Source organism: Methylobacterium durans (assembly GCF_003173715.1).
GTDB classification, from domain to species: Bacteria; Pseudomonadota; Alphaproteobacteria; order Rhizobiales; family Beijerinckiaceae; genus Methylobacterium; species Methylobacterium durans.
The window spans coordinates 3,986,182-4,011,236 of sequence record NZ_CP029550.1 but is presented as its reverse complement, the minus strand read 5'-3'; the positions used below and the strand labels follow the sequence as shown (position 1 = coordinate 4,011,236).

Genomic DNA, 25,055 nt, shown 5'->3' with positions numbered 1-25,055 from the left:
AGCGGGTCGGCGCGGACTCAACTCCGCGCGTGCCATCTGGCGAGTCCCGAGAAGGAGGCGATCACGCTCTCGTAGACCGGGCGCTTGAACGGAATGATGAGCCCTGCGAGGTCGTCGAGCGGCGCCCAGCGCCAATCCTCGAACTCTGAGCGGTAGCGCCCGGCCCCGGGCCGCTCGACGTCGATCTCGGAATCCTGTCCGAGGAAGCCGAAGGCGAACCATTTCTGCGTCTGCCCGCGATAACGCCCCTTCCAGGCCTGCTTCATCACGTCGGGCGGCAGGTCGTAGGGCAGCCAGTCGGGCGCCTCGGCGAGGAAGCGCAGCGATCCTTCACCAACATTGGTCTCCTCGTAGAGCTCGCGGATCGCGGCAGCGCGCGGATCCTCGCCCGCATCGATCCCGCCCTGCGGCATCTGCCAGGAAAAGTCTCCGGACACGTGCTCCGGCCCGCCCTCCTTGCGACGCCGACCGATGAAGACGAGCCCGTCCCGGTTCACGAGGGTGATGCCGACGCACGGCCGGTAGGGCAGATCGATCCCGGCTTCCGCGTCGCCGGCAGGGGGCACATTCGTCATCGGTCGCGACCATAGCAGCCGTCCCCGCTCCGGCAACGCCCCTGGCGGCAGGCAACGCGTCTATTCGGCCGTCGAGACACGGGTTCCGGCGCCAGGGCCGCGCAGAGCGGCGCTCACCGGCACCAGTCGGAGGCCGCGAGCGTCGAGATCCTTCGCCCAACGGGCGATCCGCTCGATGCTGAGGGGCATTGCGGTCGCCGAGGCCAGCACGAACCCTCTGGTCCTGGCCTGTGCTTCGAGACGCGCAAGTTCCCGATCGATGGCATCCGCCCGCGGGACGGCGTCGAGGACGATATCTGCCCGTGCCACGGGTGCCTTCGCCTTTCCGGCGAGGCCATTGGCCAGCGAGCGCTGGGCGGTGCCGTCGTCGACGAAGCCGAGACCGCGGGCGGCCACCTCGCGCAGGACCGGCTCCAGCCCGGCTCCGTCGGCCATCAGCTTCGAGCCCATGAAATTCGTCAGGCCGACCGCACCGGGGACGCGGCTCATCACCCAGGCGAGGCGGTCGGCATTCTCGGCCGGCCGCGCGGCCACCAAGAGGGTCTGCGGGCCAGGATCGCTGTCGGGATAGTCGAACGGCTCCATCGGCACCTGAACCAGCACTTCGTGGCCGAAATCCCGGGCGCGGGCCGCGCTCCGCTCGACCTCGCCATAGGGGGCGAAGGCGAGGCTTACCTGCGGCGGCAGCTTGACGATCGCGGCAGCCGTCGCGGCCTGCCCTGTGCCGAGCCCCGTCAGCAAGATGGCAATGCGCGGGCCAGTGCCCGGCTCCTCGGGGCGGGCGTAGACGTCGAGGGCGCGCAGGCGCCCGTCTCCCAGTTTAGGCAGGGCGCCGTGGCGACCGCGCTCGACGAGGCGCGGATCGGGTGCGGCCGCAAGCTTGACTGCGACGGTCGGCACCCGGATCACCACGGCATCGTTCGGTGCGGCGGTCCCGGAGGGGCGGAACACGGTCACGCCCGAGGCGGTCTCCACCTCCTCGGCGCTGCTCTGCGCTGGGGCGGGGGGCAACTCGGCTTCGACCGTCCGCACGCTCTCTTCAGGTGCGGGGCGCGGCCGCTCGGACGGCATCTTGCGCAGCGCGATCACGGCCGTGGCGCGGGGTTCGCCGCCGCGCGGATCGCCGACGACGAAGAGGAGAGCGATCGATGCGAGGAGCGCGGCGCCGAGCCCGGCATGGACATGCCGCGGGCGAAGCTGCGCGCGAAGCCGCGCGAGCCGCCCCTTCAGGCAATCGTCGGCCGGCTCGGGCACGCCGAGGGGCCGGGTCAGGATATCGTCGGAGGGCAGGCTCACCGCTTCCTCGGCTGGCGGGCGGCCGCGATGGCGCCGACGAGCGCGCGGCGGTCCCCCGCCGCCATTGCGGCGCGCTATGGTTAATGTTCGCCTAACGGCGGGTGCAGGGATCGCAACCGGGCCGGCCGAGATCGCTGCACGACGCGCGGCGCCGACGTTGATCGGGCTCGTGAAACGAAAACTCCCGCCCGGTGCGCGGGCGGGAGTCTCGATGCGATTGGTACTGCGCGAGGCCGATCAGTTCGGCAGGCTCGGCTTCTGGGTGTTCGCCGCGCCCTTCTGGATGCCGCGGAGGAAGTCGAAGGCCGCGGTCAGCTGCTTGTCCTTGGCCGGATCCGGCGGGACGTAGGCCGAAGAGCCGCCACGCTCTTCCGTGTCCTTCTGCTTGAGGTGGCCCTTCAGGCCGGCCTCACCCTTCGTCTCGTCCTTGCCCTTCAGCTCGTCGGGCACCTCCTGCAGGACCTCGACGTCGGGCTCGATGCCCTTCGCCTGGATCGAGCGGCCGGACGGCGTGTAGTAGCGGGCGGTGGTGAGCCGGAGCGCCCCGCTGCCGCCGAGCGGGATGATCGACTGCACCGAGCCCTTGCCGAACGAGCGTGTCCCGAGGATCGTCGCGCGCTTGTGATCCTGCAGGGCGCCGGCCACGATCTCAGAGGCCGAGGCGGAGCCGCCGTTGACGAGCACCACGACCGGCTTGCCCTTGGTGATGTCGCCGGACTTCGCCGAGAAGCGCTGCGTCTCGTCCGGATTGCGGCCGCGGGTCGAGACGATCTCGCCGCGATCGAGGAAGGCGTCGGAGACCATCACAGCCTGGTCGAGCAGGCCGCCGGGATTGTTGCGCAGGTCGAGGACGTAGCCCTTGATCTTGTCCTGGCCGATCTCGGTCGTGAGCTTGTCGACCGCGTTGCGCAGGCCGTCGAAGGTCTGCTCGTTGAACTGGGTGAGCCGGACGTAGCCGATATCGCCACCCTCGGTACGCGAGCGCACCGGCTTGATCTTGATGACGTCGCGGGTCAGCGAGACCTCGATCGGGTCCTTCGCCTCCTTGCGGCTGATCTTCAGCTTCACCGAGGAATTCACCGGCCCGCGCATCTTGTCGACCGCCTGGTTCAGGGTGAGGCCCTGAACCTGCTCCTCGTCGATCTGCGTGATGATGTCGTTGGCCAGGAGCCCCGCCTTGGAGGCCGGCGTGTCGTCGATCGGCGTGACGACCTTGATCAGGCCGTCCTCCATGGTGACCTCAATGCCGAGACCGCCGAACTCGCCGCGGGTCGTGGTCTGCATGTCGCGGAAGGCCTTCGCGTCCATGTAGCTCGAATGCGGGTCGAGGGAGGTGAGCATGCCGTTGACGGCCGCCTCGATCAGCTTCGACTCCTCGGGCTTCTCGACGTAGTCGGTCCGCACCTTCTCGAAGACGTCACCGAACAGGCTGAGTTGGCGATAGGTCTCCGCGGAGGCCGCGACCGCGCTCGGACCCGAGAGGAACTGGGTCTGCGTCGCCAGCATCGACGTGCCGGCGCCGAGGAGCGCGCCGAGCATGACCAGGGACATCTTGCGCATTATCCGCGAACCTTCTCGCTGGGGCCTCTCGCCCACCAAGGCTCCGGGTCAATGGAGCCGCCGTCTTTCTTGAACTCGACGTACAGGACGGGATCGCCGCGGTCACCATCACCGGCCGCCGGGCCTGATGCCCCCTCGCCCATGCTCGCCACCGGCTCCCCGGCGAGCACGAACTGGCCGACCTCGACGTTGATCTGATCCATTCCTGCCAACAACAGATAGTAGCCATCGCCCGCATTGATGATCAAGAGACGGCCGTACGAACGGAACGGTCCGGCGAAGGACACCCACCCGTCCGCCGGTGATGACACGACGGCCTTCGGACGGGTCGAGAGCGAAATGCCGCGCGTCATCCCGCCGTTGCCGTCCGGCTGGTTGAAGCCGCGCGAGAGGCGCCCGCTGACGGGCTTAGGCAGATCGCCGCGGGCCTCCACGAAACGCACCTTCGGTGCCAGGCGGGCCGGATCCTTGAAGCCCGCCGCTGCGAAACGCTCCTGAGTCTGGCGCACCTCGCGCAATTCAGCGTTCCGCGCCTCCTCCGCCGCCCGGCGGGCGGCCGTGACCTCGCCCTGCATCCGGTCAACGAGATCCTTCAGAGACCTTGCCTGCACGCCGAGCTCGGCCGCGCGCAGGCGCTCGGCGGCGAGCCCGCTCTCGACTTCGGCGAGGCGAGCCCGGCGCGTCGTGATCAGTGCGTTGAGGCGCTGCTGTTCCTTCGCCCATCCGGCGAGGTCGGTCCTCAGCCCTTCCTTGTCGGCAGCGATGAGCCCGCGCAGGCGCACGAGTTCGGCGAGGTCGCTTGCGAGCGTCTCGGCCTCGCCGCGGAGCTCCGGCACGACAGCCCCCAGAAGCATCGAGGTGCGGATGACCGCGAGCACGTCCTCGGGCTGAACGAGCACGGCCGGCGGCGGACGCCGTCCCATGCGCTGCAGGGCCGCGAGGATCTCGGCGATGACACCGCGTCGCGCGTCGAGCGACCGGCGGATCGCCGACTCGCTGGCGCCGAGGGTACGCAAGCGCTCCTCCAGCCGGCTCATCCGATCCTCGGTGGCCTGGGCTTGGCGCGTGGCGTCGAGAAGCGCGGCGTTCAGCTTCGCCCGGTCCCCGCCGATCGCCGCGATCTCGGACTCGAATTGCGCGCGCGCGTTGCCAGAGGCCGCCAACGCCGCCTCGATGCGCTTGAGGTTCTCGGCGCGCCGGTCCCGTTCCTCCGTGGCCTGTCGGATCTTGTCCTGGTCGGGCGCCTCGGGCTGTTGCGAGCGCGCGTGGAGCGGAGCCGCGAGGAGCGCGAGCCCGATGCATCCTGAAAGCCTGAGCCGCCTCTCGCGCGCCATGACGTCTCTATGCCGCCTCATGCCCGTCCGGACCACCGCGATGATAGGGATGTCCGGCTAGGATCGTGAGCGAGCGATAAAGCTGTTCTAAGGCAAGAACGCGCACGAGACCGTGCGGCAGCGTCGCCGCGCCGAAAGAGAGTATGAGGTCGGCGCGGTTGCGTACGCTCCCGTCGAGTCCGTCGGCACCGCCGATCACGACGGTGAATGTCGGCTTGCCCGAATCGCGCCAACCACCGATGCGCGACGCGAGAGCCTCGCTCGCGAGATCCGAGCGCCCGCGCTCGTCGTACGCGAGCACGATGCCCCCGGCCTGGCATTGGGCGAGGATCTGGGCGCCCTCCTCCGCGCAACGGTCAGGTGCGCGACGCGCCCGGCTCTCGGGGATTTCGACGATGTCGCAGGCGGAGAAGCCGAGTGCTCGGCCAATCTGGCCGCCGCGCTCCCGGTAGCGCGCGGCAAGCTCGCGCTCGGGGCCGGCCTTCAGCCGCCCGACGGCGGCGACGAGGAGCCTCAAGACGGCATCGTCAGCCGGCCATGCGGCCGACCGGACGGTCGGCGCCCCACATCTTCTCAAGGTTGTAGAAGCCGCGGACCTCGGGCCGGAAGATGTGCACGAGCACGTCGCCCGCATCGATCAGCACCCAGTCGCAGGCCGGCATACCCTCGACACGGGCCGTGCCGAAGCCCTGATCCTTCATATCCTGGATGATCTTGTCAGCGATGGCACCGACGTGGCGCTGGGAGCGGCCCGAGGTGATGATCATCGTGTCGGCCAGCGAGGTCTTGCCGACGAGATCGATCTCGATGGTCTCTTCGGCCTTCATCTCGTCGAGGCAACCGAGGGCGAGCGCTCTCAGATTCTCTGCCCTGGCGAGGGCGGTGGTCTCGGAACCGTTGGTTCCCATGTCGGTCGTCTCGGACAGCGTCCTGGTTCCTCAGGTGAATACGGAGACGCGACAGATGTCGCGCGCCATCAGGAGATTGGAGGGTTCGCGGCCGGTTTTCAATACGCGTCGCCCGCCCGTCCCGGCGATTCAGGGCGGTGTTGCACTGCGCTCACGGGGCGTTCACGCCCGCAGTCCGCCGGATCGCGGTCGAGGACAGGTCGGAACGCGGCCCGTGCAGGTAGATCCAGGCTGGGGGGATCATGCTCGCGAGTCTCGGTGCGTCCCTCTCGGGCACCCGGTATCGCCCGAGGACCGACGCGGCTCTGGCGCACGGAGCGGCGAGGGTGAAGCCCGGCCGATCGATGACGGCGATCGGAACCAGTGCCGCGATGTCGCCGAAACCCTTCCAGCGATGAAATGTCGCGAGGCTGTCGGCGCCCATGATCCAGACGAAGCGGATTCCGGGGCGGCGTCCGACGAGGAACCGCAGCGTGTCGCGCGTGAAGCGGGATCCGATCTCTGCCTCGACCGTGGTCACGGTGATCCGCGGATCGCGCGCCACAGCCCGCGCCCGCGCAGCCCTCTCATCGAGCGGCGCGAGGTCGCCCCGATCCTTCAATGGGTTTCCCGGGGTGACCAGCCACCAGATCCGGTCGAGCCGGAGCCGTCGTAGAGCTGTGAGACAGACGTGGCGGTGACCCTCGTGCGCCGGGTTGAAGGAACCGCCGTAGAGCCCGATCCGCAGGCCCGGCGCGGTCGGCGGCACTCGCGGCAGCACCGCCGCGTCAGGCCGTTCTCGCCCCGCTCACGGACGCGTCTGACCGTTGCCGTGCACCCGGTATTTGAAGGTCGTCAGCTGCTCGATGCCGACCGGTCCACGAGCGTGCATGCGACCCGTTGCGATGCCGATCTCGGCGCCGAAGCCGAACTCGCCGCCATCGGCGAATTGCGTCGAGGCGTTGTGCGTGACGATCGCCGAATCGACCTCCGCGAGGAAGCGCATGGCCTCCACCTGATCCTCTGTGATGATCGCATCGGTGTGGTGCGATCCGTTCGCCTCGATGTGCTCGATCGCGGCGTCGAGCCCGTCCACGACACGAGCGGAGATGATCGCGTCGAGGTACTCGGTCCGCCAATCCTCGTCGCTCGCCGGGCTCACGCGCGGATCGACCGCTCGCACCGCCTCGTCGCCCCGTACGCCACAGCCGGCGTCGAGCAGCGCCGTCACGAGCGGCGTGAGATGGGTGCCAGCACAGGCGCGGTCGACGAGGAGCGTCTCGGCGGCCCCACAGATGCCGGTGCGGCGCATCTTGCTGTTGAGGAGAATCGTGCGGGCCATTCCGAGATCGGCGCCGGCGGCGACGTAGACGTGGCAGATTCCGTCGAGATGGGCGAAGACCGGGACCCGCGCCTCCGCTTGCACGCGCTCGACAAGGCTGCGCCCGCCGCGGGGCACGATCACGTCGATGCAGCCGGCGAGGCCGGTCAGCATCGCCCCCACCGCTGCCCGGTCGCGCGTCGGCACGATCTGGATGGCGTCCGCCGGAAGGCCGGCCGCAGTGAGTCCTTCGCTCATCGCCCGGGCAATCGCCATCGCGCTGCGGTGGCTGTCCGAGCCCGCCCGCAGGATCGCGGCATTGCCGGCCTTGAGACAGAGTGCGCCGGCATCGGCGGTGACGTTCGGGCGGCTCTCGAAGATGACGCCGATCACGCCGAGCGGCACCGCGATGCGCTCGATCAGGAGACCGTTCGGCCGCTCGAAGGCGGCGAGCTGGCGACCGACCGGATCGGGCAGAGCACCGATCTTCTCGACCGCGTCGGCGATCCCGGCAAGGCGCGCCTCATCGAGCGTGAGCCGATCGATCAGCGCCGCCGACTGCCCCGATGCCTTCGCCGCGGCGACGTCGCGCGCATTCTCGCGCAGGATCTCGCGGCTGGTCTGGCGGATGCGTTCCGCGATGGTGCGCAGGGCGACATCCTTCGTCTGCGCGGTGGCGAGCGCCATCTGGCGGGCGGCAGCGCGCGCGCGACGGCCGATCGCGGCCATCTGGGTCTCGAGATCGTCGGCGTCCGCGAATTCAGATTTCAGGTTCAGAGCGGGCACGGTCGCCGATCCTTGCACAAGTCTCGCGGCCCAGCAGGTCTGTGGCCACCTAAACAACGGTTCGTCTATGCACGGGGGGAGCCCGCGAAACAACCCGCGGGGTCGGCGCCCCTGCCCTACTCGGAGAACATCGCCATATCGTCGCGATGCACCATCTCGGCGCGGCCGGGATGGGTCAGAAGCTCCGCGATGTGGCTGCTCGGGCGGCCGATGATGAGGGCCGCCTCCGAGCTGTCGTAGGCGACGAGGCCGCGGCCGAGGGCGCGCCCCTTGAGATCGCGGATCAGCACCGCGTCGCCGCGGCCGAAGGTGCCCTCGATGGCGCGCACGCCGACCGGCAGAAGGCTGGCGCCGCCCTGCAGAGCGCGGGCGGCACCGTCGTCGATGACGAGGCTGCCACGGGGCTCCAGCGAACCCGCGATCCACGTCTTCCGGGCCGCGGTCGGCGTCGAGCCCGACAGGAACCACGTGCAGCGACCGCCCCCGACGATCGAGCGCAGAGGGTTCTTCTCACGCCCATCGGCGATGATCATGTGGGTGCCGCCGCCGACCGCGATCTTGGCGGCCTCGACCTTGGTGCGCATGCCGCCGCGGGACAGGTCGGAGGCAGGCCCCCCCGCCATCGCCTCGATTTCAGGCGTGATGCGCTCGACGACGGGCAGGTGCCGCGCATCGGGATCGAACGTCGGCGGACCGGTGTAGAGCCCGTCGATGTCGGAGAACAGCACCAGCACGTCGGCACCGATCATCGTGGCGACGCGGGCGGCGAGGCGATCATTGTCGCCGTAGCGGATCTCGCTCGTGGCCACCGTGTCGTTCTCGTTCACGACCGGCACGGCGCGGACTTCGAGGAGCTTCATCGTGGTGGCGCGGGCGTTGAGATAGCGGCGCCGCTCCTCAGTGTCGCGAGGGGTGACCAAGATCTGGCCCGCCACGATGCCGTGATGGCCGAGCGCCTCGGCCCAGTGACGGGCGAGCGCAATCTGGCCGACCGAGGCCGCGGCCTGACTCTCCTCCAGACGCAGGGCCCCGGCGGGAAGCCCAGCACCGTGCGCCCGAGCGCAATGCTACCGGAGGAGACCACGAGCACGTCGACGCCGCGGGCGTGAAGATCGGCGATGTCCTCGGCGAGCGCCGCGAGCCAGGCATGGCGCAGGCGACCGCGGGCGCGGTCCACGAGGAGGGCCGACCCGACCTTGATCACGACACGGCGGAAATCTTCGAGACTCGGAATCATGCGCGGGTTTCGTGTTCGGGCTCTAAGTCCGTGTGCACGAAGTCGTCGCCCTTGAACAGCAGTGGCACCGACAGGATTCGCCTCTCCGCGAGGTGTGATGGACGTCGGTGGCGTGGCCTACCACATCACGGCTGCCAAGCCGTAGCCGGAGCGGCCGCTTCGGCTTCCGCGGCACCCGCCGCCTCGATCTCCGCCATCACTGCCCGCAACGCCTCCTGCACGCCCTGGCCCGTGGCCGAAGACAGGATCAGCGGCTTGCGCTTGGCCGCCCGTTTCAGGCGCGCCACCTGCTCCTTGAGCGTGTCGGGATCGAGGGCGTCGGCCTTCGAGAGGGCGACGATCTCGGGCTTCTCCGCTAGCTCATGCCCGTAGGCCTCGATCTCGCCGCGGACGAGCTTGTAGGCCTTGCCGGCGTGCTCGCTCGTGCCCTCGACGAGATGCAGCAGCACCCGGCAGCGCTCCACATGCGCGAGGAATTTGTCGCCGAGGCCGACGCCCTCGTGTGCGCCCTCGATGAGGCCCGGGATGTCGGCGAGCACGAACTCGCGCCCGTCAGCCCGCACGACGCCGAGGCCGGGATGCAGGGTGGTGAAGGGGTAATCCGCGATCTTCGGTTTGGCTGCCGTCACGGTGGCGAGGAAGGTCGACTTGCCGGCATTGGGCAGCCCGACGAGGCCGGCATCGGCGATCAGCTTGAGCCGCAGCCAGATCCACTGCTCGTGGCCCTCCAGGCCCGGATTGGCGTGCTTCGGTGCCCGGTTCGTGGATGTCGTGAAGTAGGCGTTGCCGAAGCCGCCGTTGCCGCCCTTGGCGAGGCGCACCCGCTGGCCGATCTCGGTCATGTCCGCGATCAGCGTCTCGCCGTCCTCCGCGAGGATCTCGGTGCCCGCCGGGACCTTCAGCACCACGTCCGCACCCTTGGCGCCGTGGCGGTTCGAGCCCATGCCGTGCTCGCCCTTCCGGGCCTTGAAATGCTGCTGGTAGCGGTAGTCGATCAGCGTGTTGAGCCCCTCGACGCACTCCACCCAGACGTCGCCGCCGCGTCCGCCGTCGCCGCCGTTCGGGCCGCCGAACTCGATGAACTTCTCCCGCCGGAACGAGACACAGCCCGCACCCCCGTCGCCGGAGCGGACATAGACCTTGGCTTCATCGAGGAATTTCACGGCGTCTGGCTCGTCATCGGGGCTTCGACCGCGATGCATGCCCGCGGCCGGAACTCTGCAAGGTGTGGGTCGGACGGTCCCGATGCCAGGAACGTCCGACCGGGATCAGGCGTGCACCGCGAGGAGCACCGATCTCTGCGTGAATGCTGCGCCGACGCCGACGTTCCGGCGTTGCCAAGTCCGCCGGTCGAGGCGGAACCTGTCGACGGGGAGGTCGCCGCCCCGCGCCGGGAAGGGCGCGAGCGCGGAGCCCTCGTGCGCGAACCCGCATTTCTGCAGGACGCGCCGGGAGGCCACGTTCTCGACGCGGACCGCGGAGGTCAGCACCTGCCCGGGCGTGTAGGCGAAGAACGCCTCCACCATCGCGCCCACGGCCTCCGTGACGAGGCCGTTGTTCCAGTGCGCGGCGCCGAGCCAGTAGCCGAGATGGGGACCGGCCGCCCCGGGATCGGGCTCGATCGCGACGATTCCGATCAGGCTCTGTGGACGGCCGCGCGGCGCGATCGCCATGACGAGCGAGCGGCCCTCCGTATTGCCCCAGCGCGACTTCACGACGAACCCATCCACCGTCGTTCGGTCGAGCGGATGCGGGATCCGGGCCGTCATCTCGGACACGGCCCGGTCGCCGGCCAGATCCACGATCGCCTCGGCATCGGCGGCGCAGGGCCAGCGCAGCCAGAGCCGCCGGGTCTCCAGGCGGAAGACGTCGTCGCGGGTGAGATCGGGGAACATCGTCGCGGGCTCCGGGCGCGGGCGGAAGAACCGCCTCAGACCTTCGGACGAAGAAAGGGGAAGATGGCATCCCATCCTCCCCTGCGTTCCGTTCGCAACCCGGGCCTTCTGTCAGGCCCTCGAGGAAGCTTCGGATCCGCCGGTTCGGTGTGGGACACCGGCGGGAAGCTCCCTCGTCCGTCGAGCTTGTCCGCTGCTTACTCGGCCGCCTCTTGCACCGGTACGACCGCCACGAAGGCGCGGCCGCGCCTCGTCTCGAAGCGCACCCGGCCCTCGGTGAGGGCGAACAGGGTGTGATCCTTGCCCATGCCGACGTTGTTCCCGGGGTGCCACTTCGTGCCGCGCTGCCGGACGATGATGTTGCCCGGAATTACGGCCTCAGAGCCGAACTTCTTGACGCCGAGGCGCCGGCCTTCCGAGTCGCGGCCGTTGCGAGACGAACCGCCTGCTTTCTTGTGTGCCATGGGAATCTACTCCGGATACGAGTGGGGTCGGGGCGAGCCGGGCTCAGCCCTTGGCGCTCTTCGAGCCGGCATCGATGCCGGTGATGCGCACGACCGTGTGATGCTGCCGGTGGCCGCGCTTGCGGCGCGAGTTCTGCCGACGGCGCTTCTTGAAAGCGATCACCTTCTTGTCGCGGCCGTGGGACACGATCTCGCCGGTGACGCTGATGCCCGACAGGAGCGGTGCGCCGACCTGGGTGGCGTCCCCGTCCGTGAACAGCAGCACCTCGCCGAAGGTGACGCTGGAACCCGCCTCGCCCTCGAGGCTGGCGATGGTGATGGTGTCGTTGGCGGCGACGCGGTACTGCTTGCCGCCGGTCTTGATGACTGCGAACATCGTTCTCTCTCGTGTTCCGATCGGCCTCCGGGGTCACCCCCTGGACCGGCTTTTTATCAGTTCGTCCCGACCGGCAGGATGGCCCGCGGCGAAACGCGAAACGCGCGGACTTCTGCGAGGAAGCCGCGCGTGGTGGCCGGTGGATAGGCCGGAGCGGCCGCGATTGTCAATCTTTTGCGCCCTGCCGACGCTCTACTTCTTCATCAGGCCGCCGAGCACATTCCGGAGGATGGCGTTGCCGACCTGCGTGCCGACCGAACGCGCCATGGAGCGCGCGGCGTTCGTCATCACCTGCTCGGCGAGGCTCGGGGGTGGGCGGCGGCCGCCCTTGCCTTGCGGCGCCGGCTTCGAGCCGAGGACGCCGCCCAGCATCCCGCCGAGGCTGCCGAGCAGCCCGCCGAGGCCGCCTTCCGAGCCCTGCGCGGCCTCGGCCGGCGCCGAATCGAGGCCCTTCCGCTTGGCGAGCATCTCGTACGCGCTCTCGTTGTCGACGGTCTCGTCGTACTTGCCTCGCAGCGGGCTCTTGGCGATGAGGTCGGTGCGCTCGGCCGCCGTCAGCGGGCCGACACGACCCTGCGGCGGCGCGATCAGCGCGCGCTCGACCACCGAGGGCGTGCCCTTCGCCTCCAGGAAGCTCACCAGCGCCTCGCCGACGCCGAGTTCGGTGATCGCCTTGGCGACGTCGAAGCCGGGGTTCTGCCGGAAGGTCTCGGCGGCGGCCCTGACGGCGCGCTGGTCGCGGGGGGTGAAGGCGCGCAAGGCGTGCTGAACCCGGTTGCCGAGCTGGCCCAGCACCGTCTCCGGCACGTCGAGGGGATTCTGGGTCACGAAGTAGACGCCGACGCCCTTCGAACGGATGAGGCGGACCACCTGCTCGACCGCGTCGAGCAGGGATTTGGGCGCGTCGTTGAAGAGGAGATGCGCCTCGTCGAAGAAGAAGACCAGCTTCGGCTTGTCGAGATCGCCGACCTCGGGCAGCTCCTCGAACAGTTCGGACAGCATCCAGAGCAGGAATGAGGCGTAGAGTCGCGGCTTCTGCATCAGCTTGTCGGCAGCGAGGATGTTGACCACCCCGCGGCCCTCGCGGTCCGTGCGCATGAAGTCGGCGAGGTTCAGCGCAGGCTCGCCGAAAAATTTGTCGGCTCCCTGATTTTCCAGCATCAGGAGCTGGCGCTGGATCGCGCCGACGCTCGCGGCCGAGACGTTGCCGTAGGTGCCCGAGATCTCCTTCAGGTTCTCGGTGAGGAAAGTCAGGAGCGCGCGCAGGTCCTTGAGGTCGAGGACCGGCCATTGGTTCTGGTCGGCGACCCGGAAGGCGATGTTGAGGACGCCTTCCTGCGTGTCGTTGAGCTCGAGAAGCCGCGCCAGCAGGAGCGGACCCATCTCCATCACGGTGCAGCGGATCGGGTGCCCCTGCTCTCCGAACAGGTCCCAGAACACGGTCGGGAAGCGGTCCGGCTCGTAGGCGATGCCGAGTTCCTCGGCCCGCTTCACGAAGACGGGCTTCGCCTCGCCGGCGGCCGCGAGACCCGAGAGATCGCCCTTGATGTCGGCGGCGAAGACGGGGACGCCGGCATTCGAGAAGCCCTCCGCCATGACTTGGAGGGTGACGGTCTTGCCGGTGCCCGTGGCGCCCGCGACCAGCCCGTGACGGTTGGCGAGCCGGAGCGTCAGGCGCTCGGGCTTGCCGGTGTCGCCGCTGCTCTTGCCGATGAGAATCGTGCCATCGTCCGCCATCGCGCCCTCGCCCGATCGATCGTGCTCAAGGTTATGCCGCTGCGACGCCGCGTTTTCCAGATCTTGACGCCGGGGCGGCTTGATTTCGCGGGGCACAGGCCCGAAGGACGGAGGATACCGTACCCTCAGGAGCCCGCCCCGATGGAAGAACTGATTGCCCGCGTCACCGCTCGCACGGGACTCGATGCCGCGACGGCGCAGACCGCGATCGGCCACATCCTGGCCTTCCTGCAAAAGGAGGGGCCGGCGGCCGAGGTGAACCAGCTGATCGCCGCGATGCCGGGCTCGGAGAGCCTGATCGCCGAGTCGAACGGCGCGGAGGGAGGCGGCGGCCTGATGGGCATGCTCGGCGGCATGATGGGCGGCGGCGTGATGGCGCTGGGCCAGAAGCTGATGTCGGCGGGCGTGCCGATGGGTCAGATGCAGCCTCTCGGCCACGAACTCTTCGCCTACGGCCGCGAGAAGGCGGGCGAAGACGTGATGGGACCGATTGTCGGATCGATCCCGGGCCTCAATCAATTCGTCTGAGACGACCGGCGCGCCCGCCACCCTTCGGCGGCTACGCATCCGCGGCCGGTTCCGGACCGAATCTCGTCGGCCGCCAAGTCCTTGATGCGCAAGGCGCGCGGCTGTCATAAAAGCGTGCGCGCTTCGTGGTGTTGTCGCATCCGCGAGGCCGGGACCGGCCATCCCGAGGGGATGGGTCCCGCCAACGCCCGAGGGCAGGCTGAACCATGGTCGCGAACTTCGCGCGAGGCGCTTCCGCGGTGTGGCTTAACAGCGGGGAGAAGGGCGTCAGCGGACCGATCACCCGTCTCAAGCAGCGGAGCGCCGAGGCGGGCCTGCCCGGCTTCGGCGGCCGCAGCCTCATCCCGCCCGGCGCGACGCCGATCCGCTTCGGCGAGCGTTTCAAGGCGCCGCTCGCGACCCCCGGCCTCGACCCGAGCCTCGGCCGGATCGGAAGCCTGGAAGTTCGGCTCGCCACCAAGAAATCCGAGATCCGCCGCGCCCAGCGCCTGCGCTTCAGCGTCTTCTACGAGGAGATGGCGGCGATGCCGAGCGGGATGGCGATGCTCTCGCGCCGGGACGTCGACGATTACGACGCCGTCTGCGATCACCTCCTCGTCATCGACCATGCGGCAACCGAGGCGAAACCGTTCCGCAAGCCGCGGCCGAAGGTGGTGGGCACCTATCGCCTGCTCCGGCAGGACATCGCAGATCGGCATTTCGGCTTCTACACGGCCGGCGAATACGACATCGCACCGCTTCTGGCGTCTAATCCCGGCAAGCGGCTGCTTGAACTCGGCCGCTCATGCGTGCTCAAGCCCTACCGCACCAAGCGCACCGTCGAACTTCTCTGGCACGGGATCTACGCCTACGTGCTGCACCACCGGATCGACGCGCTGATCGGCTGCGCGAGCCTGGAGGGCACCGATCCGGAGCGCCTCGCGCTGCCCTTGAGCTTCCTGCATCACCACGCCCGAGCGCCGGAGAGTTGGTGCGCGCAGGCGCTGCCCGGTCGCTACGTGCGGATGGACCGGCTCGCCCGTGAAGCCGTCGACCCGAAGGCGGCGCTGCAGGCCCTGCCGCCTCTGATCAAGGGCTATCTCCGGGTCGGCGCCACCTTCGGCGACGGTGCCGTGGTCGACTACCAATTCGGCACCACCGACGTGTTCGTCGTGCTTCCCGTCACCGCGATCGCGGCACGCTATCTCGGTCATTTCGGGCCGGCCGCGAACCGGCGCGCGGCCTGACCGTCACGCGGCCGCGTCGTCCCTCAGCGCAGCGAGACCTTCGCGGTAGGTCGGGTATCGCAGGGCGACGCCGAGTTCGTCCCGCAACAGGCGGTTTCGGACGCGCTTGTTCTCCCCATAGAAGCTGCGGGCCATTGGGCTCAAATCCGCCGTCTCGAAATCGATCGCCGGCGGCAGCGGCAGGCCGGCGAGCTCCGCCGCGTGCTCGGTCACGACCTGCGGGGGCGCCGGTTCATCGTCCGTCACATTGTAGATTGCACCGTGGCGCGGCCTGTCGAGCGAGGCAGCGAGCGCCGAGGCGATGTCATCGACGTGGATGCGGTTGAAGACCTGGCCAGCCTTGATGATTCGCTGCGCCTTGCCTTCGCGCAGCTTCACGAACGGGTTCCGGCCCGGCCCGTAGATCCCCGAGAGCCGGAAGACCTGCACGGGCTTGCCCGTCTCGGCTCCGAGGGCGAGCCAAGCCCGTTCCACGGCGAGGCGTTCTTTCGAGCGTGCACTCCTCGGGTCGGCCTGCGTCGATTCATCTATCCAGGCCCCAGCCTGATCGCCGTAGACGCCGATCGTCGAGAGATAGCCGATCCAGCCGATCCGGCTCGCCCGGATGGCACCGGCGTAGCGCGCGAGCACCGTGTCGCCCCCAGGCCCAGGCGGGGCCGAGATCAGCAGGACGTCGGTGTCGGCGAGATCGCCCGCGATGCGCGGATCGTCCGCGTCCGGCCCGAATGCCCTCACCGAGAAGCCCGTCTCGGCTTCGATCGCGTGTGCCTTGTCAGGATCCGTCACCGTGGCGCGGATCGCAGCGAAGCGGGCCCGCTCGCGCTGCGCGAAATGGCGGGCGCTGAAGCCGAGGCCGAACACGAACAGGTTCATGGAAGTGGGATCTCCCCGTCAGGCATCGCGAGCGCGGCGCGCCACTCCGCGCGGACATGCGCATCCGGCTCGCCCGTCCCTGACCGGGCGAAGAGTTCCGCGCAAGCCTCCGATCCGAGCAGCCTCCCGCAGGCCCAGACCGCCATGCCGCGGACGATCGGCGCCGGGTCGTCGAGGCAGCGCACGGCCTCGTCGGAGAGAGCCGGATCGCCTGAATTTCCGATCGCAATGAGCACGTTGCGCAGGAAGCGGTCGCGGCCCGTGCGCTTGACGGGCGTGTTCGCGAAGAGCCTCCGGAAGGCCGCCTCGTCGAGGCGGGCGAGGTCGTGCAGGGCGGGTGCCTCGAGATCGTTCCGGGCAGCGAGCCGCCCCTCGCGCGAAGTCTCGGCAAACTTGTTCCAGGGACAGATCGCGAGACAATCGTCGCAGCCGAAGACACGGTTGCCCATGGGGACGCGGAATTCGACCGGGATCGGGCCCGCGTGCTCGATCGTCAGGTAGGAGAGGCAGCGGCGGGCATCGAGCCGGAAGGGCGCCGGGAAAGCCGCGGTCGGGCAGATGTCGAGGCAGCGGCGGCAGGTGCCGCAATGCTCCGCCTCCGGTGCGTCGGGTTCCAGATCGGCCGCGCTGTAGAGGGCACCGAGAAGCAGCCAATTGCCGAACTCTCGCGAGATCAGCACCGTGTGCTTGCCCTGCCAGCCGAGGCCCGCGGCCTGAGCCAGCGGCTTCTCCATCACCGGCGCGGTATCGACGAAGACCTTGACCGGACGGCCGGATTTCGCGGAGAGCAGGCCGCCGAGTTCCTTCAGCTTGCCCTTCATCACCTCGTGATAGTCGCGCCGCTGGGCGTAGGCCGCGATGGCGCCCCGGTCGCGCCGCGCGAGAAGGTCGAGCGGGTTCCTCTCGGGCGCATAACTCATCCCGAGCATCACGACGCTGCGTACCTCCGGCCACAGGCCCGCGGGCTCGGCGCGGGCGCCTGCCCGCTCCTCCATCCAGACCATCTCGCCATGCGCGCCCGAGTCGAGCCACGCCGCCAGCCGGTCCGGCAGTTCGGGCGCGGAATCGGGACGAGCGACCCGCAGGATGTCGAAGCCGAGCGCGCGGGCGCGCACCTCGATGAGGCGGCGCAGGTCGCTCCCGTCGAGGACGCGTCGCGGGTTCAGAAATCCAGGTCCGCGTAATGGTCGGCCGGCGCCATGCCCGGCACCCGGTCGGCCAGAAGCGCGCGGAAGGACGGGCGCGACTTCAGCCGCGCGTACCAGTCCCTCGCGATCTCGCTCTCGTCCCATGGCACGTCGCCGAGATAATCCACGCAGCTCAAGTGGGCGGCTGCCGCGAGATCCGCATAGGTCAGATGGTCGCCCGCGATCCAGCGGCGGCGCTCCATCAGGTAGCCGATATACTGGAGGTGATAGCGCACGTTGATGCGCGCGGCGCGGATCGCGTTCATGTCCGGCGGCCCACCGCCGTCCGCGCTCGTCATGAAGCGCTTCGAGATCTTCTCCAGGACGAGGTAGCCGGTAACCTCGGCATGGAACTTCACGAGGAACCAGTCGAGCAGACGGCGCACCTCCACGCGGTCCGGCGTCGCTTCGGGGAGAAGGCGCCGCCCGCTGAGGCCTAGGCCGCGCGTCTCGTCGAGATACTCGGCGATGATGCCGGCGCCCGGCACCGCGAGCCCGGTCTGCTCCACGAGGACCGGCGTTGTGCCGGCCGGGTTGATGAGGAGGAAGGCGTCGCGCCGCTCCCAGGCCCGCTCCTCTACGAGGCTCGGCTCCATGCCCATCTCGGCGAGCACGAGGCGGATGAAGCGGGAGTTGGGACAGAAGGGAGAGTGGTGAAGCGTCGCCATCGAGGCCGAGATCGGACGGGGAATGAGCCGGCGGGACGCGCCCAGCGCATGGCCCGGACGGACCGCGCGCGGGATGAGAGTTATTGCTCGATCGTTGCCGCCTCATTAACACGCTCAAGTCGCGGCGGTAACCGCCGATCAACCCTGATCGGCGAACGCTGCCGGCTGGTGCGGTCCCGCGCCGTGAATCCGTCCGCCGAGGCCCGCGGGCCGGCCCCATCCGAGAAGTCGAGGCGCGAGATGATGGATGCGATGAGCATCACGAAGGCGGTCGTGCTCGCCGTCGTGGAAGGCGCCACGGAGTTCATCCCGGTTTCCTCGACGGGCCACCAACTCCTCGTCGGGCACTTCATCGGCTTCCAATCACCGAACAACACCTTCGAGGTGCTGATCCAGCTCGGCGCGATCCTGGCGATCCTCGCGGTGTATTTCCGCCGCCTCCTCGGCGTGGCGACGGCGCTGCCGAGCGATCCCAAGGCGCGCCGCTTCGTCGTCGGGATCCTGATCGCGTTCCTCCCCGCGGCCATCGTCGGCGGCATCTTCTCGAAGGCGATCAAGTACTACCTGTTCAATCCCTGGATCGTCTGCGCCACGCTGGTCGCCGGCGGCCTCGTGCTCCTCGTCCTCGACGACATGGAGCTGGAGGTGAAGAAAACCGACGTCTACGACTTCACCCTGCCGATGGACCTGCGGATCGGCCTCTTCCAGTGCCTCGCCATGATCCCGGGGGTCTCACGCTCGGGCGCCACCATCGTCGGCGCGATGCTGATGGGCGCCGACAAGCGGTCGGCGACCGAGTTCTCGTTCTACCTCGCGATGCCGACCATGGCGGGTGCCTTCGCCAAGGACCTCCTCGACAATTACAAGAACCTCTCGAAGGACGATGCCGGCCTGATCGTGATCGGCTTCGTGGTGGCGTTCTTCTCGGCGCTCTTCGTGGTGCGCACGGTGCTCGATTACGTCTCCCGCCACGGCTTCTGGTTGTTCGCGTGGTGGCGCATCATCGTGGGCTCGCTCGGCTTCGCGGGGCTGATCATCCTCGGTTGAGCGCGCGATCCGCCTTCATGGCGATTGCCTCGGCTGAAAGCTCGTGCCAGGGCTCTGCCCGAGACTTGGCAGGATGACATGGCGGGCGCGCTGTCACGCCCATGCGCCTGCCCCAGACCGCGCAGGGACTTTCGATGGAAGACAGACCGCTCGCCGACCTCTTCGAGCCCGCGACCCGCGAACGCTGGCTCGGCCTCGTCGAGGGCGTGCTCAAGGGCGCCGATTTTGAGAAGCGCCTCGTCGCCAAGACCGCGGACGGCATCCGGATCGATCCCCTCTACGAGCCGGCCAAGCCCACCGCGCAACCGACCCGCGCGCCCGGACCCTGGCGGATCGCGCAGCGCGTCGACCATCCCGACCCGGCGACTGCCAGCGGCCAGGCTCTCGCCGATCTCGAAGGGGGTGCCGACGCCCTCACCCTCGTCTTCGCGGGTGCGCCCGCTGCCCGCGGTTACGGCATCGCCGCGACGCGCGTCGAGGATCTCGACGCTGCGCTGACGGGCGTGATGCTGCCGCTGATCGGGCTGCGCATCGATGCCGGCGCCCGTGGCCTCGAAGCCGCCGCTCTCGTGAAGAGCCTTGCCGAACGCCGGGGAGACGCGCTCGCGGATCTCGACCTCGACCTCGGCATCGACCCGATCGGCACGCTCGCTGCCACCGGCACCCTCGGGGCGGTCTGGGGCGAGGTCGCGCCTAAGCTCGCGGCGACGCTAACGGATTTCGACGCCGCCGGCTTCAAAGGCCGCGCCCTCCTCGCCGACGGGCGCCCCTACCACGAGGCGGGCGCCAGCGAGGCCGCGGAGCTCGCCGCAACCCTCGCGACGGCGGTGGCCTACCTGCGCGCGCTGGAGGCAGGCGGCCACGAACTCGCACGGGCGCGCGACGCGATCGGCGTCCTGCTCGTGGCGGACGCAGACGAATTCCTGACGATCGCGAAGTTCCGCGCGATGCGGCGCCTCTGGGCTCGCGTCGAGGCGGCGTGCGGCCTGGAACCGAAGGCACTGCGCATCCATGCCGAGACGGCGTGGCGGAACATGACCCGCCGTGACCCCTTCGTGAACATTCTGCGGGTGTCGATGGCCACGTTCGCTGCCGGCATCGGCGGGGCCGATTCTGTGACCGCCCTTCCCTACACGCAGGCGCTCGGCCTGCCGGACGGGTTCGCCCGCCGGGTCGCCCGCAACAGCCAGATCGTGCTTATCGAGGAATCGAGCCTCGCCAAGGTTTCCGACCCGGCCGCCGGGGCCGGCGGCTTCGAAGCGCTGACCGCCGAACTGACCGAGGCAGCCTGGGCCGCCTTCCAGGCCATCGAGCGCGAGGGCGGCATCGTCGCCAGCCTCAGCCTTGGCAAGCTGCAGGGTCGGATCGAGGAGACGCGCGGGGCCCGGGTTCGCAACGTCGCGAACCGCCGCGAGGCGCTCACGGGAGCCACCGAGTTCCCCTTCCTGGCCGAGAAGCCGGTGACGGTCCTCGACGTGGCGCCGGTCGCTGCGCCGCCCGCCTCCGGATTTGGCGCGGGCGCTGCGGTCGCCTGCGAGGCCCTGCCCTCCGGCCGGCTCGCCGAGCCCTACGAGGCGTTGCGCGACGCCTCCGACGCCCATCTGGCGAAGACCGGGCGCCGCCCGGCCGTGTTCCTCGCCAATCTCGGCCCGCTCTCCGCGTTCAACACGCGCGCGACCTTCGCGGCGAATGCCTTCGCGGCGGGCGGCATCGAAGCGCTGGGCAATGACGGCTTTTCCGATGTGGACGCGTTGGCCGAGGCTTTCCGGGCATCCGGTACGTCTCTCGCCTGCCTCTGCTCGTCGGACAAAATCTACGCGGATCATGCCGTCGCTGCCGCCGAGGCGCTCTTACGGGTCGACGGTGCGACCATCTACGTGGCGGGCAAGCCGGGCGAACTCGTCGATCCCCTGAATGCCGCCGGCGTCCAGGCATTCGTGCACGCGGGCTGCGATCTCCAAACTCTGCTGAGCGAGGCGCTGAAGCGTGCGACGCGGGGGTGAAGCTCGGCGGGCAACTTCTCGGACGCTGACGAGTTTCTCAAACGTTCAGGCGTCACGCCGGGACGCACCGCGGCAGGGCAGTTCGCGGCAACGTATTTAAGCACGAACCGGGTGAGCGCCCGCGCCGCCCTCGGACATGGGGAATCATGAGAACAGCGATCTTCGCCGCGGCCGCCTTAGCCGTCGTGGCCGCCGGTATCGGTACGGCCGAGGCAGCCCGCAAGAAGGTGCAGGTGCCCAACCGCTACGACGGCAGCTGGAGCATCGAGGTCATCACGCTCGACGGCCCATGCGACCGGGCCTACCGCTACGGCGTCCAGATCGAGCGCGGCGAGGCCCGCTACGCCGGAGGCGACTTCCAGATCTCGGGCCGTGTCACCCCGAACGGCGCCGTGCGCGCGGTGATCGCGCGCGGCACCGATAGCGCCAGCGTGGTCGGTCGGCTCGGCCGCGACGGCTACGGCAACGGCACCTGGACGACGAATGGCGGCATCGCCTGCCGTGGCCAGTGGAATGCCGAACGCCGCGGCTGAGGCAGGCGACGACACGGAGCACTTAACGGAGGGTTTCGCCTGCCAAGGACACGGCGTCGCATGTGATCGTCCGGCGACAGAAGCGCACCAAACGTGATTGTGGTCTCGCTGCGCCGCGCAAAGCCCTGTTCGTGACGCAATCGGGTGGGAATACTGCCGACAGTCTGGTTCGCATCTCAGGCTCGTCCCCATGAAGGCACTCTTTCTCGGTCTCGTCGCAGCCATCGCCGCCTCGGCAACCTATGCCGAAGCGCGCCCGCACGCGCGCAGTCGTGCGGACGCGGCCCAGGTTCTCGCTCCTCTGGAGAAAGCAGCGACGGACTGCTTCGCCGAGACCGTGATGGCCAATCCCGGCGCGATGAACTTCGCGCGGGCGGGCCAGTGGTATCGGGCCGCGGGCGTCATCGGATTTCTCTGCCGACCCGAGGTCGACGCGATGACGGCGGCCCACGACCGCTTGTTCGGGCCGGGCTCCGGAACGCGCTATTTCAAGAGCGGATACGCCAAGCATCTCGACCGGACCCTCGCCGAACGCCTGCAACCGCTCCTGGAACGCAAGGCCGTGGCGAGCGCCGAGCCGGCCGCGGATCGGGCCGCTCCCGGAGAGGTGGAGCAGCACTGAACTCGGGCGTCAGGCCCCTTTGAACCCATCGCGGCGGCGCCTCTTGTCTTCAGGACGGGAGGAACCGCGATGGCCTACGAACTCCATTACTGGCCGATGCTCCAGGGACGCGGCGAGTTCGTGCGCCTCGCCCTTGAGGAGGCGGGCGCCCCCTACATCGACGTCGCGCGGGGCAAGGGCGACGACGGGAGCGGGCTGGAGGCGATGATGCGGATCCTGGAGGATTCGAGTCTCTGCCGCCCGCCCTTCGCCCCTCCCTTTCTGAAGGACGGCGCCGTCGTCGTGGCGCAGACCGCTGCGATCCTCCTCTATCTCGGTCCACGCCTCGGCCTCATCGGGACGACCGAGGCCGATCGGATCTGGGCTCATCAGATCCAGCTCACCATCGCGGACATGGTGACGGAGGTGCACGACACCCATCATCCGGTCGCCGTGAGCCTGACCTACGAGGAGCAGAAGCCGGAATCCGCGCGCCGGGCCGCGGACTTTCGCGCTCATCGGATCCCGAAATTCTTCGGTTGGTTCGAGCGCATCATCGGCCGCAACGGCGGACATCACCTCGTCGGCCGCACCGTCACCTACGCGGATCTGTCCCTCTTCCAGCTCCTCGACGGGCTCCTTTACGCCTTTCCGAACGCCACCCACGCCGCCCTGAAGGATCATCCGCGCCTGGAGGCCCTGCATCTAGCGATCCGCGAGCGCCCGCGGATCTTCGCCTATCTCGTCAGCGAACGGCGCATTCCCTTCAACGAGCAAGGCATCTTTCGACGATATCCCGAACTCGATGCCTGACGGAGGGGTGGCCGCGAGCCGTCACGCTGCCGCCGCTCTCCCCTCCGCCCGCGCCCGGTAGGAGAGCGCTTCGGCGAGATGCGCGCGCCGAACCTGTACCTCTCCGTCGAGGTCGGCCAGCGTGCGAGCGACCCGCAGGGTCCGGTGGAAACCGCGGGCCGACAGCCGCATGGTCTCGGCCGCGCCCCGAATCAGCGCCGCCCCCTCCGCATCCGGCGTAGCGACCTCTTCGATGACGGGGGCCGGACAGGTGGCATTCGTGGTCGCGGGCGCTAGACCGCGCGCGGCATAGCGCGCCGTCTGAACGCTTCGTGCCGCCGCGACCCGCGCCGCCACTTGCGCCGAGCCTTCGAGGGGCGGCGGCAGGATGAGATCGGCGGCCGTCACCGCCGCGACCTCGATGCGCAAGTCGATCCGGTCGAGGAGCGGACCCGAGATGCGGGCGCCGTACTGCGCCAGGCAACGCTCGTTCGGCCCCCTCCGGCAGGCATAGCCGGGCTCCAGCGCCTGTCCGCAGCGGCAGGGATTCATGGCGGCGACGAGCTGAAACCGGGCCGGGTAGGAGACCCGGTGGTTTGCCCGCGCGATCATCACTTCACCCGTCTCCATCGGTTGGCGGAGGGAATCGAGGGTCTGCGGGTTGAACTCGGGCAATTCGTCGAGGAACAGGACGCCGCCGTGGGCGAGGGAGATCTCGCCCGGCCGCGCGGCGATACCGCCTCCGACCAGGGCCGCCGTTGAGGCCGAATGGTGCGGCTGGCGGAACGGGCGCCGATTCGAGAGGGCGCCCTCCTTCAGTTCGCCCGCCACCGACTGGATCATCGATACGTCGAGGAGTTCGCGTGGCGACAGCGGCGGGAGGATCGAGGGGAGCCGCGCCGCGAGCATCGACTTGCCCGCACCGGGTGGCCCGTTCATCAGCAGGTTGTGGCCACCCGCCGCCGCGATCTCCAGGGCACGCTTGGCGCTCTCCTGGCCCTTGATGTCGCGCAGATCCGGCATTGCGCCGGACGGCGCGGCGAGTGCCGGCACAGGACGGGCCATCACCTGGGCGCCCTTGAAATGGTTTGCGAGCTGGATGAGCGAGCGCGGCGCCAGCACGTCGAGATCGCCGCCGGCCCAGGCCGCTTCGGGACCCGTCGCCGCGGGGCAGATCAGGCCGAGGCCGCGCGTATTCGCGGCCATGGCGGCCGGCAATACGCCGTTCACCGCGGTGATCGAGCCGTCGAGGGCGAGCTCGCCCAGCACGCAGTAACCGCCGAGCGCGTCGACCGGCAGCGCACCGATCGCCGCCATCACGCCGAGCGCGATCGGCAGGTCGTAATGCGAGCCCTCCTTCGGCAGGTCGGCGGGCGCGAGGTTCACGGTGATGCGCTTGGCCGGCAGCGCGAGGCCGGAGGCGATCAGCGCCCCGCGTACCCGGTCTCGCGATTCGGCGACCGCCTTGTCGGGCAGTCCGACGATGGTGAACGTGACGGAGCCCGGAACGATCTGCACCTGCACGTCCACGGCGCGCGCCTCGATCCCCTCGAAGGCGACGGTGGCGACGCGGGTGACCATGGGCGAACGTCCTCGGAAAGCGTCGCCGAAGGTAGGCAGCGTTCGTTGCGGACGCAACGACGGAACTGCGGTACGGCTGGGCGGTTCCTCGCCCGTCGATCAAGAAAGGATTCCGCCATGCGCCTCACTGCTGCTGCCCTCGCCCTCGGCTTCGCGACCGCCGTCTCGGGTGCGGTCCTCGCCGACGAGAAGCTGCCGCCCGACCAGCAGACCAAGGTCGAGGCTCTGCTGAAGCAGGAGGGCTTCACCAAGTGGAAGGAGATCGAGCTCGACGACGGGATGATCGAGGTCGACGATGCGATCGATGCCAACGGCAAGAAGTTCGACCTGAAGCTCGATCCGAAGACGCTGGCCATCGTGAAGCGCGAGGCCGAGTGAGGCTGCGGGCGCCGCTTGCGTTCGCCGCGGTGCCCGGCCATATAGGCGGCGGGAGGTTGGTGAGGGACGTTTCACTCGCCAACCGGGTCAGGTCCGGAAGGAAGCAGCCCTAACGAGACCGAGCGGGTCTTTGTCAGCCTCCCACCCGTTTTCACCGTCGATGCGTCGCG

Annotated in this window: 25 protein-coding genes, 1 other RNA gene and 1 pseudogene; 9 read left to right on the top strand and 18 right to left on the bottom strand. The window is 69.3% G+C overall.

All coding sequences use genetic code 11. The annotated features are described in order from the left end of the window. Window positions 1-17: 17 nt before the first annotated feature. From DK389_RS18370 to DK389_RS18305, 14 genes and pseudogenes are all read right to left on the bottom strand, one after another. Window positions 18-575, bottom strand: a complete 558-nt coding sequence (locus DK389_RS18370; RefSeq protein WP_109891657.1) for an RNA pyrophosphohydrolase — start codon at window positions 573-575, stop codon at window positions 18-20. 60 nt (window positions 576-635) lie between these two features. After that, window positions 636-1,871 carry a divergent polysaccharide deacetylase family protein gene (locus tag DK389_RS18365; RefSeq protein WP_109891655.1) on the bottom strand — a complete coding sequence of 412 codons (1,236 nt, stop codon included), beginning with the start codon at window positions 1,869-1,871 and terminating at the stop codon, window positions 636-638. Window positions 1,872-2,108: 237 nt separating this feature from the next. Continuing rightward, the gene (locus DK389_RS18360) at window positions 2,109-3,431 is read right to left on the bottom strand and encodes a S41 family peptidase (RefSeq protein WP_109891653.1); all 1,323 of its coding nucleotides are present in this window, start codon (window positions 3,429-3,431) and stop codon (window positions 2,109-2,111) included. Next, window positions 3,431-4,765 carry a murein hydrolase activator EnvC family protein gene (locus tag DK389_RS18355; protein ID WP_236960162.1) on the bottom strand — a complete coding sequence of 445 codons (1,335 nt, stop codon included), beginning with the start codon at window positions 4,763-4,765 and terminating at the stop codon, window positions 3,431-3,433. Before DK389_RS18355 ends, DK389_RS18360 begins: the two co-directional genes overlap by 1 nt. 7 nt (window positions 4,766-4,772) lie before the next feature. Further along, entirely contained in the window at window positions 4,773-5,282 is a 510-nt protein-coding gene (gene rlmH, locus DK389_RS18350; protein ID WP_109891649.1) for a 23S rRNA (pseudouridine(1915)-N(3))-methyltransferase RlmH, read from the bottom strand. Between the two features lie 10 nt (window positions 5,283-5,292). Further along, window positions 5,293-5,673, bottom strand: a complete 381-nt coding sequence (gene rsfS / locus DK389_RS18345; protein WP_109891647.1) for a ribosome silencing factor — start codon at window positions 5,671-5,673, stop codon at window positions 5,293-5,295. 151 nt (window positions 5,674-5,824) lie between these two features. Next, window positions 5,825-6,400 carry a nicotinate-nucleotide adenylyltransferase gene (locus DK389_RS18340; protein WP_109896550.1) on the bottom strand — a complete coding sequence of 192 codons (576 nt, stop codon included), beginning with the start codon at window positions 6,398-6,400 and terminating at the stop codon, window positions 5,825-5,827. A gap of 60 nt (window positions 6,401-6,460) precedes the next feature. Beyond that, window positions 6,461-7,759, bottom strand: coding sequence for a glutamate-5-semialdehyde dehydrogenase (locus DK389_RS18335; RefSeq protein ID WP_109891645.1), 1,299 nt, complete (start codon window positions 7,757-7,759; stop codon window positions 6,461-6,463). 116 nt (window positions 7,760-7,875) lie between these two features. Next, window positions 7,876-8,996 (bottom strand): annotated as a pseudogene (gene proB, locus DK389_RS18330) (glutamate 5-kinase). 125 nt (window positions 8,997-9,121) lie between these two features. Further along, window positions 9,122-10,159 (bottom strand): GTPase ObgE, encoded by a 1,038-nt coding sequence (obgE, locus tag DK389_RS18325; protein WP_109891643.1) that lies wholly within the window; start codon window positions 10,157-10,159, stop codon window positions 9,122-9,124. Between the two features lie 105 nt (window positions 10,160-10,264). Next, entirely contained in the window at window positions 10,265-10,891 is a 627-nt protein-coding gene (locus DK389_RS18320; RefSeq protein WP_109891641.1) for a GNAT family N-acetyltransferase, read from the bottom strand. A gap of 197 nt (window positions 10,892-11,088) precedes the next feature. After that, complete coding sequence (gene rpmA, locus DK389_RS18315) at window positions 11,089-11,355, bottom strand: 50S ribosomal protein L27 (RefSeq protein ID WP_109891639.1); 267 nt, start codon at window positions 11,353-11,355, stop codon at window positions 11,089-11,091. Window positions 11,356-11,398: 43 nt separating this feature from the next. Then, the gene (gene rplU, locus DK389_RS18310; protein WP_109891637.1) at window positions 11,399-11,731 is read right to left on the bottom strand and encodes a 50S ribosomal protein L21; all 333 of its coding nucleotides are present in this window, start codon (window positions 11,729-11,731) and stop codon (window positions 11,399-11,401) included. Window positions 11,732-11,923: 192 nt separating this feature from the next. Beyond that, on the bottom strand, window positions 11,924-13,468 hold the full coding sequence (locus tag DK389_RS18305) for a helicase HerA-like domain-containing protein (RefSeq protein WP_109891635.1): 1,545 nt from the start codon (window positions 13,466-13,468) through the stop codon (window positions 11,924-11,926). A 141-nt stretch (window positions 13,469-13,609) separates the two neighbouring features. On the opposite strand from DK389_RS18305, the gene DK389_RS18300 reads away from it, so the two are divergent. Together DK389_RS18300 and olsB are read left to right on the top strand one after the other, a co-directional pair. Further along, a complete protein-coding gene (locus tag DK389_RS18300) occupies window positions 13,610-13,996 on the top strand; it encodes a DUF2267 domain-containing protein (RefSeq protein ID WP_109891633.1) in 387 nt (128 codons plus the stop codon). A 206-nt stretch (window positions 13,997-14,202) separates the two neighbouring features. Beyond that, window positions 14,203-15,222, top strand: coding sequence for a l-ornithine N(alpha)-acyltransferase (gene olsB, locus DK389_RS18295; RefSeq protein WP_109891631.1), 1,020 nt, complete (start codon window positions 14,203-14,205; stop codon window positions 15,220-15,222). 3 nt (window positions 15,223-15,225) lie between these two features. Here the strand turns inward: olsB and DK389_RS18290 are convergent, their stop codons facing one another. The 3 genes from DK389_RS18290 to DK389_RS18280 are packed head-to-tail and all read right to left on the bottom strand — an operon-like array spanning window position 15,226 to window position 17,950. Then, window positions 15,226-16,095 (bottom strand): SDR family oxidoreductase, encoded by an 870-nt coding sequence (locus DK389_RS18290; protein ID WP_109891629.1) that lies wholly within the window; start codon window positions 16,093-16,095, stop codon window positions 15,226-15,228. Continuing rightward, window positions 16,092-17,210: a tRNA epoxyqueuosine(34) reductase QueG gene (gene queG, locus DK389_RS18285; RefSeq protein ID WP_236960161.1), complete on the bottom strand. Its 1,119-nt coding sequence runs from the start codon at window positions 17,208-17,210 to the stop codon at window positions 16,092-16,094. Before queG ends, DK389_RS18290 begins: the two co-directional genes overlap by 4 nt. Before the next feature lie 47 nt (window positions 17,211-17,257). Beyond that, window positions 17,258-17,950 (bottom strand): glutathione S-transferase family protein, encoded by a 693-nt coding sequence (locus tag DK389_RS18280; protein ID WP_109891627.1) that lies wholly within the window; start codon window positions 17,948-17,950, stop codon window positions 17,258-17,260. Between the two features lie 243 nt (window positions 17,951-18,193). Here DK389_RS18280 and DK389_RS18275 point away from each other — a divergent pair, with 243 nt between their 5' ends. The 5 genes from DK389_RS18275 to DK389_RS18255 all read left to right on the top strand — a co-directional run bounded on the left by DK389_RS18275 (window position 18,194) and on the right by DK389_RS18255 (window position 22,947). After that, window positions 18,194-18,997, top strand: coding sequence for an undecaprenyl-diphosphate phosphatase (locus tag DK389_RS18275; protein WP_109896546.1), 804 nt, complete (start codon window positions 18,194-18,196; stop codon window positions 18,995-18,997). 134 nt (window positions 18,998-19,131) lie between these two features. Then, on the top strand, window positions 19,132-21,000 hold the full coding sequence (locus DK389_RS18270; RefSeq protein ID WP_109896544.1) for a methylmalonyl-CoA mutase subunit beta: 1,869 nt from the start codon (window positions 19,132-19,134) through the stop codon (window positions 20,998-21,000). Between the two features lie 146 nt (window positions 21,001-21,146). Beyond that, a complete protein-coding gene (locus DK389_RS18265) occupies window positions 21,147-21,533 on the top strand; it encodes a hypothetical protein (protein ID WP_109891625.1) in 387 nt (128 codons plus the stop codon). Between the two features lie 190 nt (window positions 21,534-21,723). Next, window positions 21,724-22,155, top strand: coding sequence for a hypothetical protein (locus DK389_RS18260; RefSeq protein ID WP_109891623.1), 432 nt, complete (start codon window positions 21,724-21,726; stop codon window positions 22,153-22,155). Window positions 22,156-22,224: 69 nt separating this feature from the next. Then, window positions 22,225-22,947, top strand: a complete 723-nt coding sequence (locus DK389_RS18255; protein ID WP_109891621.1) for a glutathione S-transferase — start codon at window positions 22,225-22,227, stop codon at window positions 22,945-22,947. A gap of 21 nt (window positions 22,948-22,968) precedes the next feature. On the opposite strand, the gene DK389_RS18250 is transcribed toward DK389_RS18255, so the two are convergent. Then, entirely contained in the window at window positions 22,969-24,507 is a 1,539-nt protein-coding gene (locus DK389_RS18250; RefSeq protein WP_109891619.1) for a YifB family Mg chelatase-like AAA ATPase, read from the bottom strand. Window positions 24,508-24,624: 117 nt separating this feature from the next. Between DK389_RS18250 and DK389_RS18245 the strand changes: the two genes are divergently transcribed. Next, window positions 24,625-24,885 carry a PepSY domain-containing protein gene (locus tag DK389_RS18245; protein ID WP_109891617.1) on the top strand — a complete coding sequence of 87 codons (261 nt, stop codon included), beginning with the start codon at window positions 24,625-24,627 and terminating at the stop codon, window positions 24,883-24,885. 50 nt (window positions 24,886-24,935) lie between these two features. Next, window positions 24,936-25,031, top strand: an RNA gene (gene ffs / locus DK389_RS18240) — signal recognition particle sRNA small type. Window positions 25,032-25,055: the final 24 nt, after the last annotated feature.

Coding starts and splice junctions, on each gene's coding strand:
- DK389_RS18290 (WP_109891629.1), bottom strand. CDS start 16,095: ATGAACCTGTTCGTGTTCGGCCTCGGCTTCAGCGCCCGCCATTTCGCG.
- DK389_RS18245 (WP_109891617.1), top strand. CDS start 24,625: ATGCGCCTCACTGCTGCTGCCCTCGCCCTCGGCTTCGCGACCGCCGTC.
- DK389_RS18300 (WP_109891633.1), top strand. CDS start 13,610: ATGGAAGAACTGATTGCCCGCGTCACCGCTCGCACGGGACTCGATGCC.
- rplU (WP_109891637.1), bottom strand. CDS start 11,731: ATGTTCGCAGTCATCAAGACCGGCGGCAAGCAGTACCGCGTCGCCGCC.
- DK389_RS18370 (WP_109891657.1), bottom strand. CDS start 575: ATGACGAATGTGCCCCCTGCCGGCGACGCGGAAGCCGGGATCGATCTG.
- DK389_RS18270 (WP_109896544.1), top strand. CDS start 19,132: ATGGAAGACAGACCGCTCGCCGACCTCTTCGAGCCCGCGACCCGCGAA.
- DK389_RS18360 (WP_109891653.1), bottom strand. CDS start 3,431: ATGCGCAAGATGTCCCTGGTCATGCTCGGCGCGCTCCTCGGCGCCGGC.
- DK389_RS18250 (WP_109891619.1), bottom strand. CDS start 24,507: ATGGTCACCCGCGTCGCCACCGTCGCCTTCGAGGGGATCGAGGCGCGC.
- DK389_RS18265 (WP_109891625.1), top strand. CDS start 21,147: ATGAGAACAGCGATCTTCGCCGCGGCCGCCTTAGCCGTCGTGGCCGCC.
- DK389_RS18280 (WP_109891627.1), bottom strand. CDS start 17,950: ATGGCGACGCTTCACCACTCTCCCTTCTGTCCCAACTCCCGCTTCATC.
- DK389_RS18260 (WP_109891623.1), top strand. CDS start 21,724: ATGAAGGCACTCTTTCTCGGTCTCGTCGCAGCCATCGCCGCCTCGGCA.
- DK389_RS18355 (WP_236960162.1), bottom strand. CDS start 4,765: ATGGCGCGCGAGAGGCGGCTCAGGCTTTCAGGATGCATCGGGCTCGCG.
- rpmA (WP_109891639.1), bottom strand. CDS start 11,355: ATGGCACACAAGAAAGCAGGCGGTTCGTCTCGCAACGGCCGCGACTCG.
- rsfS (WP_109891647.1), bottom strand. CDS start 5,673: ATGGGAACCAACGGTTCCGAGACCACCGCCCTCGCCAGGGCAGAGAAT.
- DK389_RS18255 (WP_109891621.1), top strand. CDS start 22,225: ATGGCCTACGAACTCCATTACTGGCCGATGCTCCAGGGACGCGGCGAG.
- olsB (WP_109891631.1), top strand. CDS start 14,203: ATGGTCGCGAACTTCGCGCGAGGCGCTTCCGCGGTGTGGCTTAACAGC.
- DK389_RS18305 (WP_109891635.1), bottom strand. CDS start 13,468: ATGGCGGACGATGGCACGATTCTCATCGGCAAGAGCAGCGGCGACACC.
- DK389_RS18275 (WP_109896546.1), top strand. CDS start 18,194: ATGGATGCGATGAGCATCACGAAGGCGGTCGTGCTCGCCGTCGTGGAA.
- DK389_RS18320 (WP_109891641.1), bottom strand. CDS start 10,891: ATGTTCCCCGATCTCACCCGCGACGACGTCTTCCGCCTGGAGACCCGG.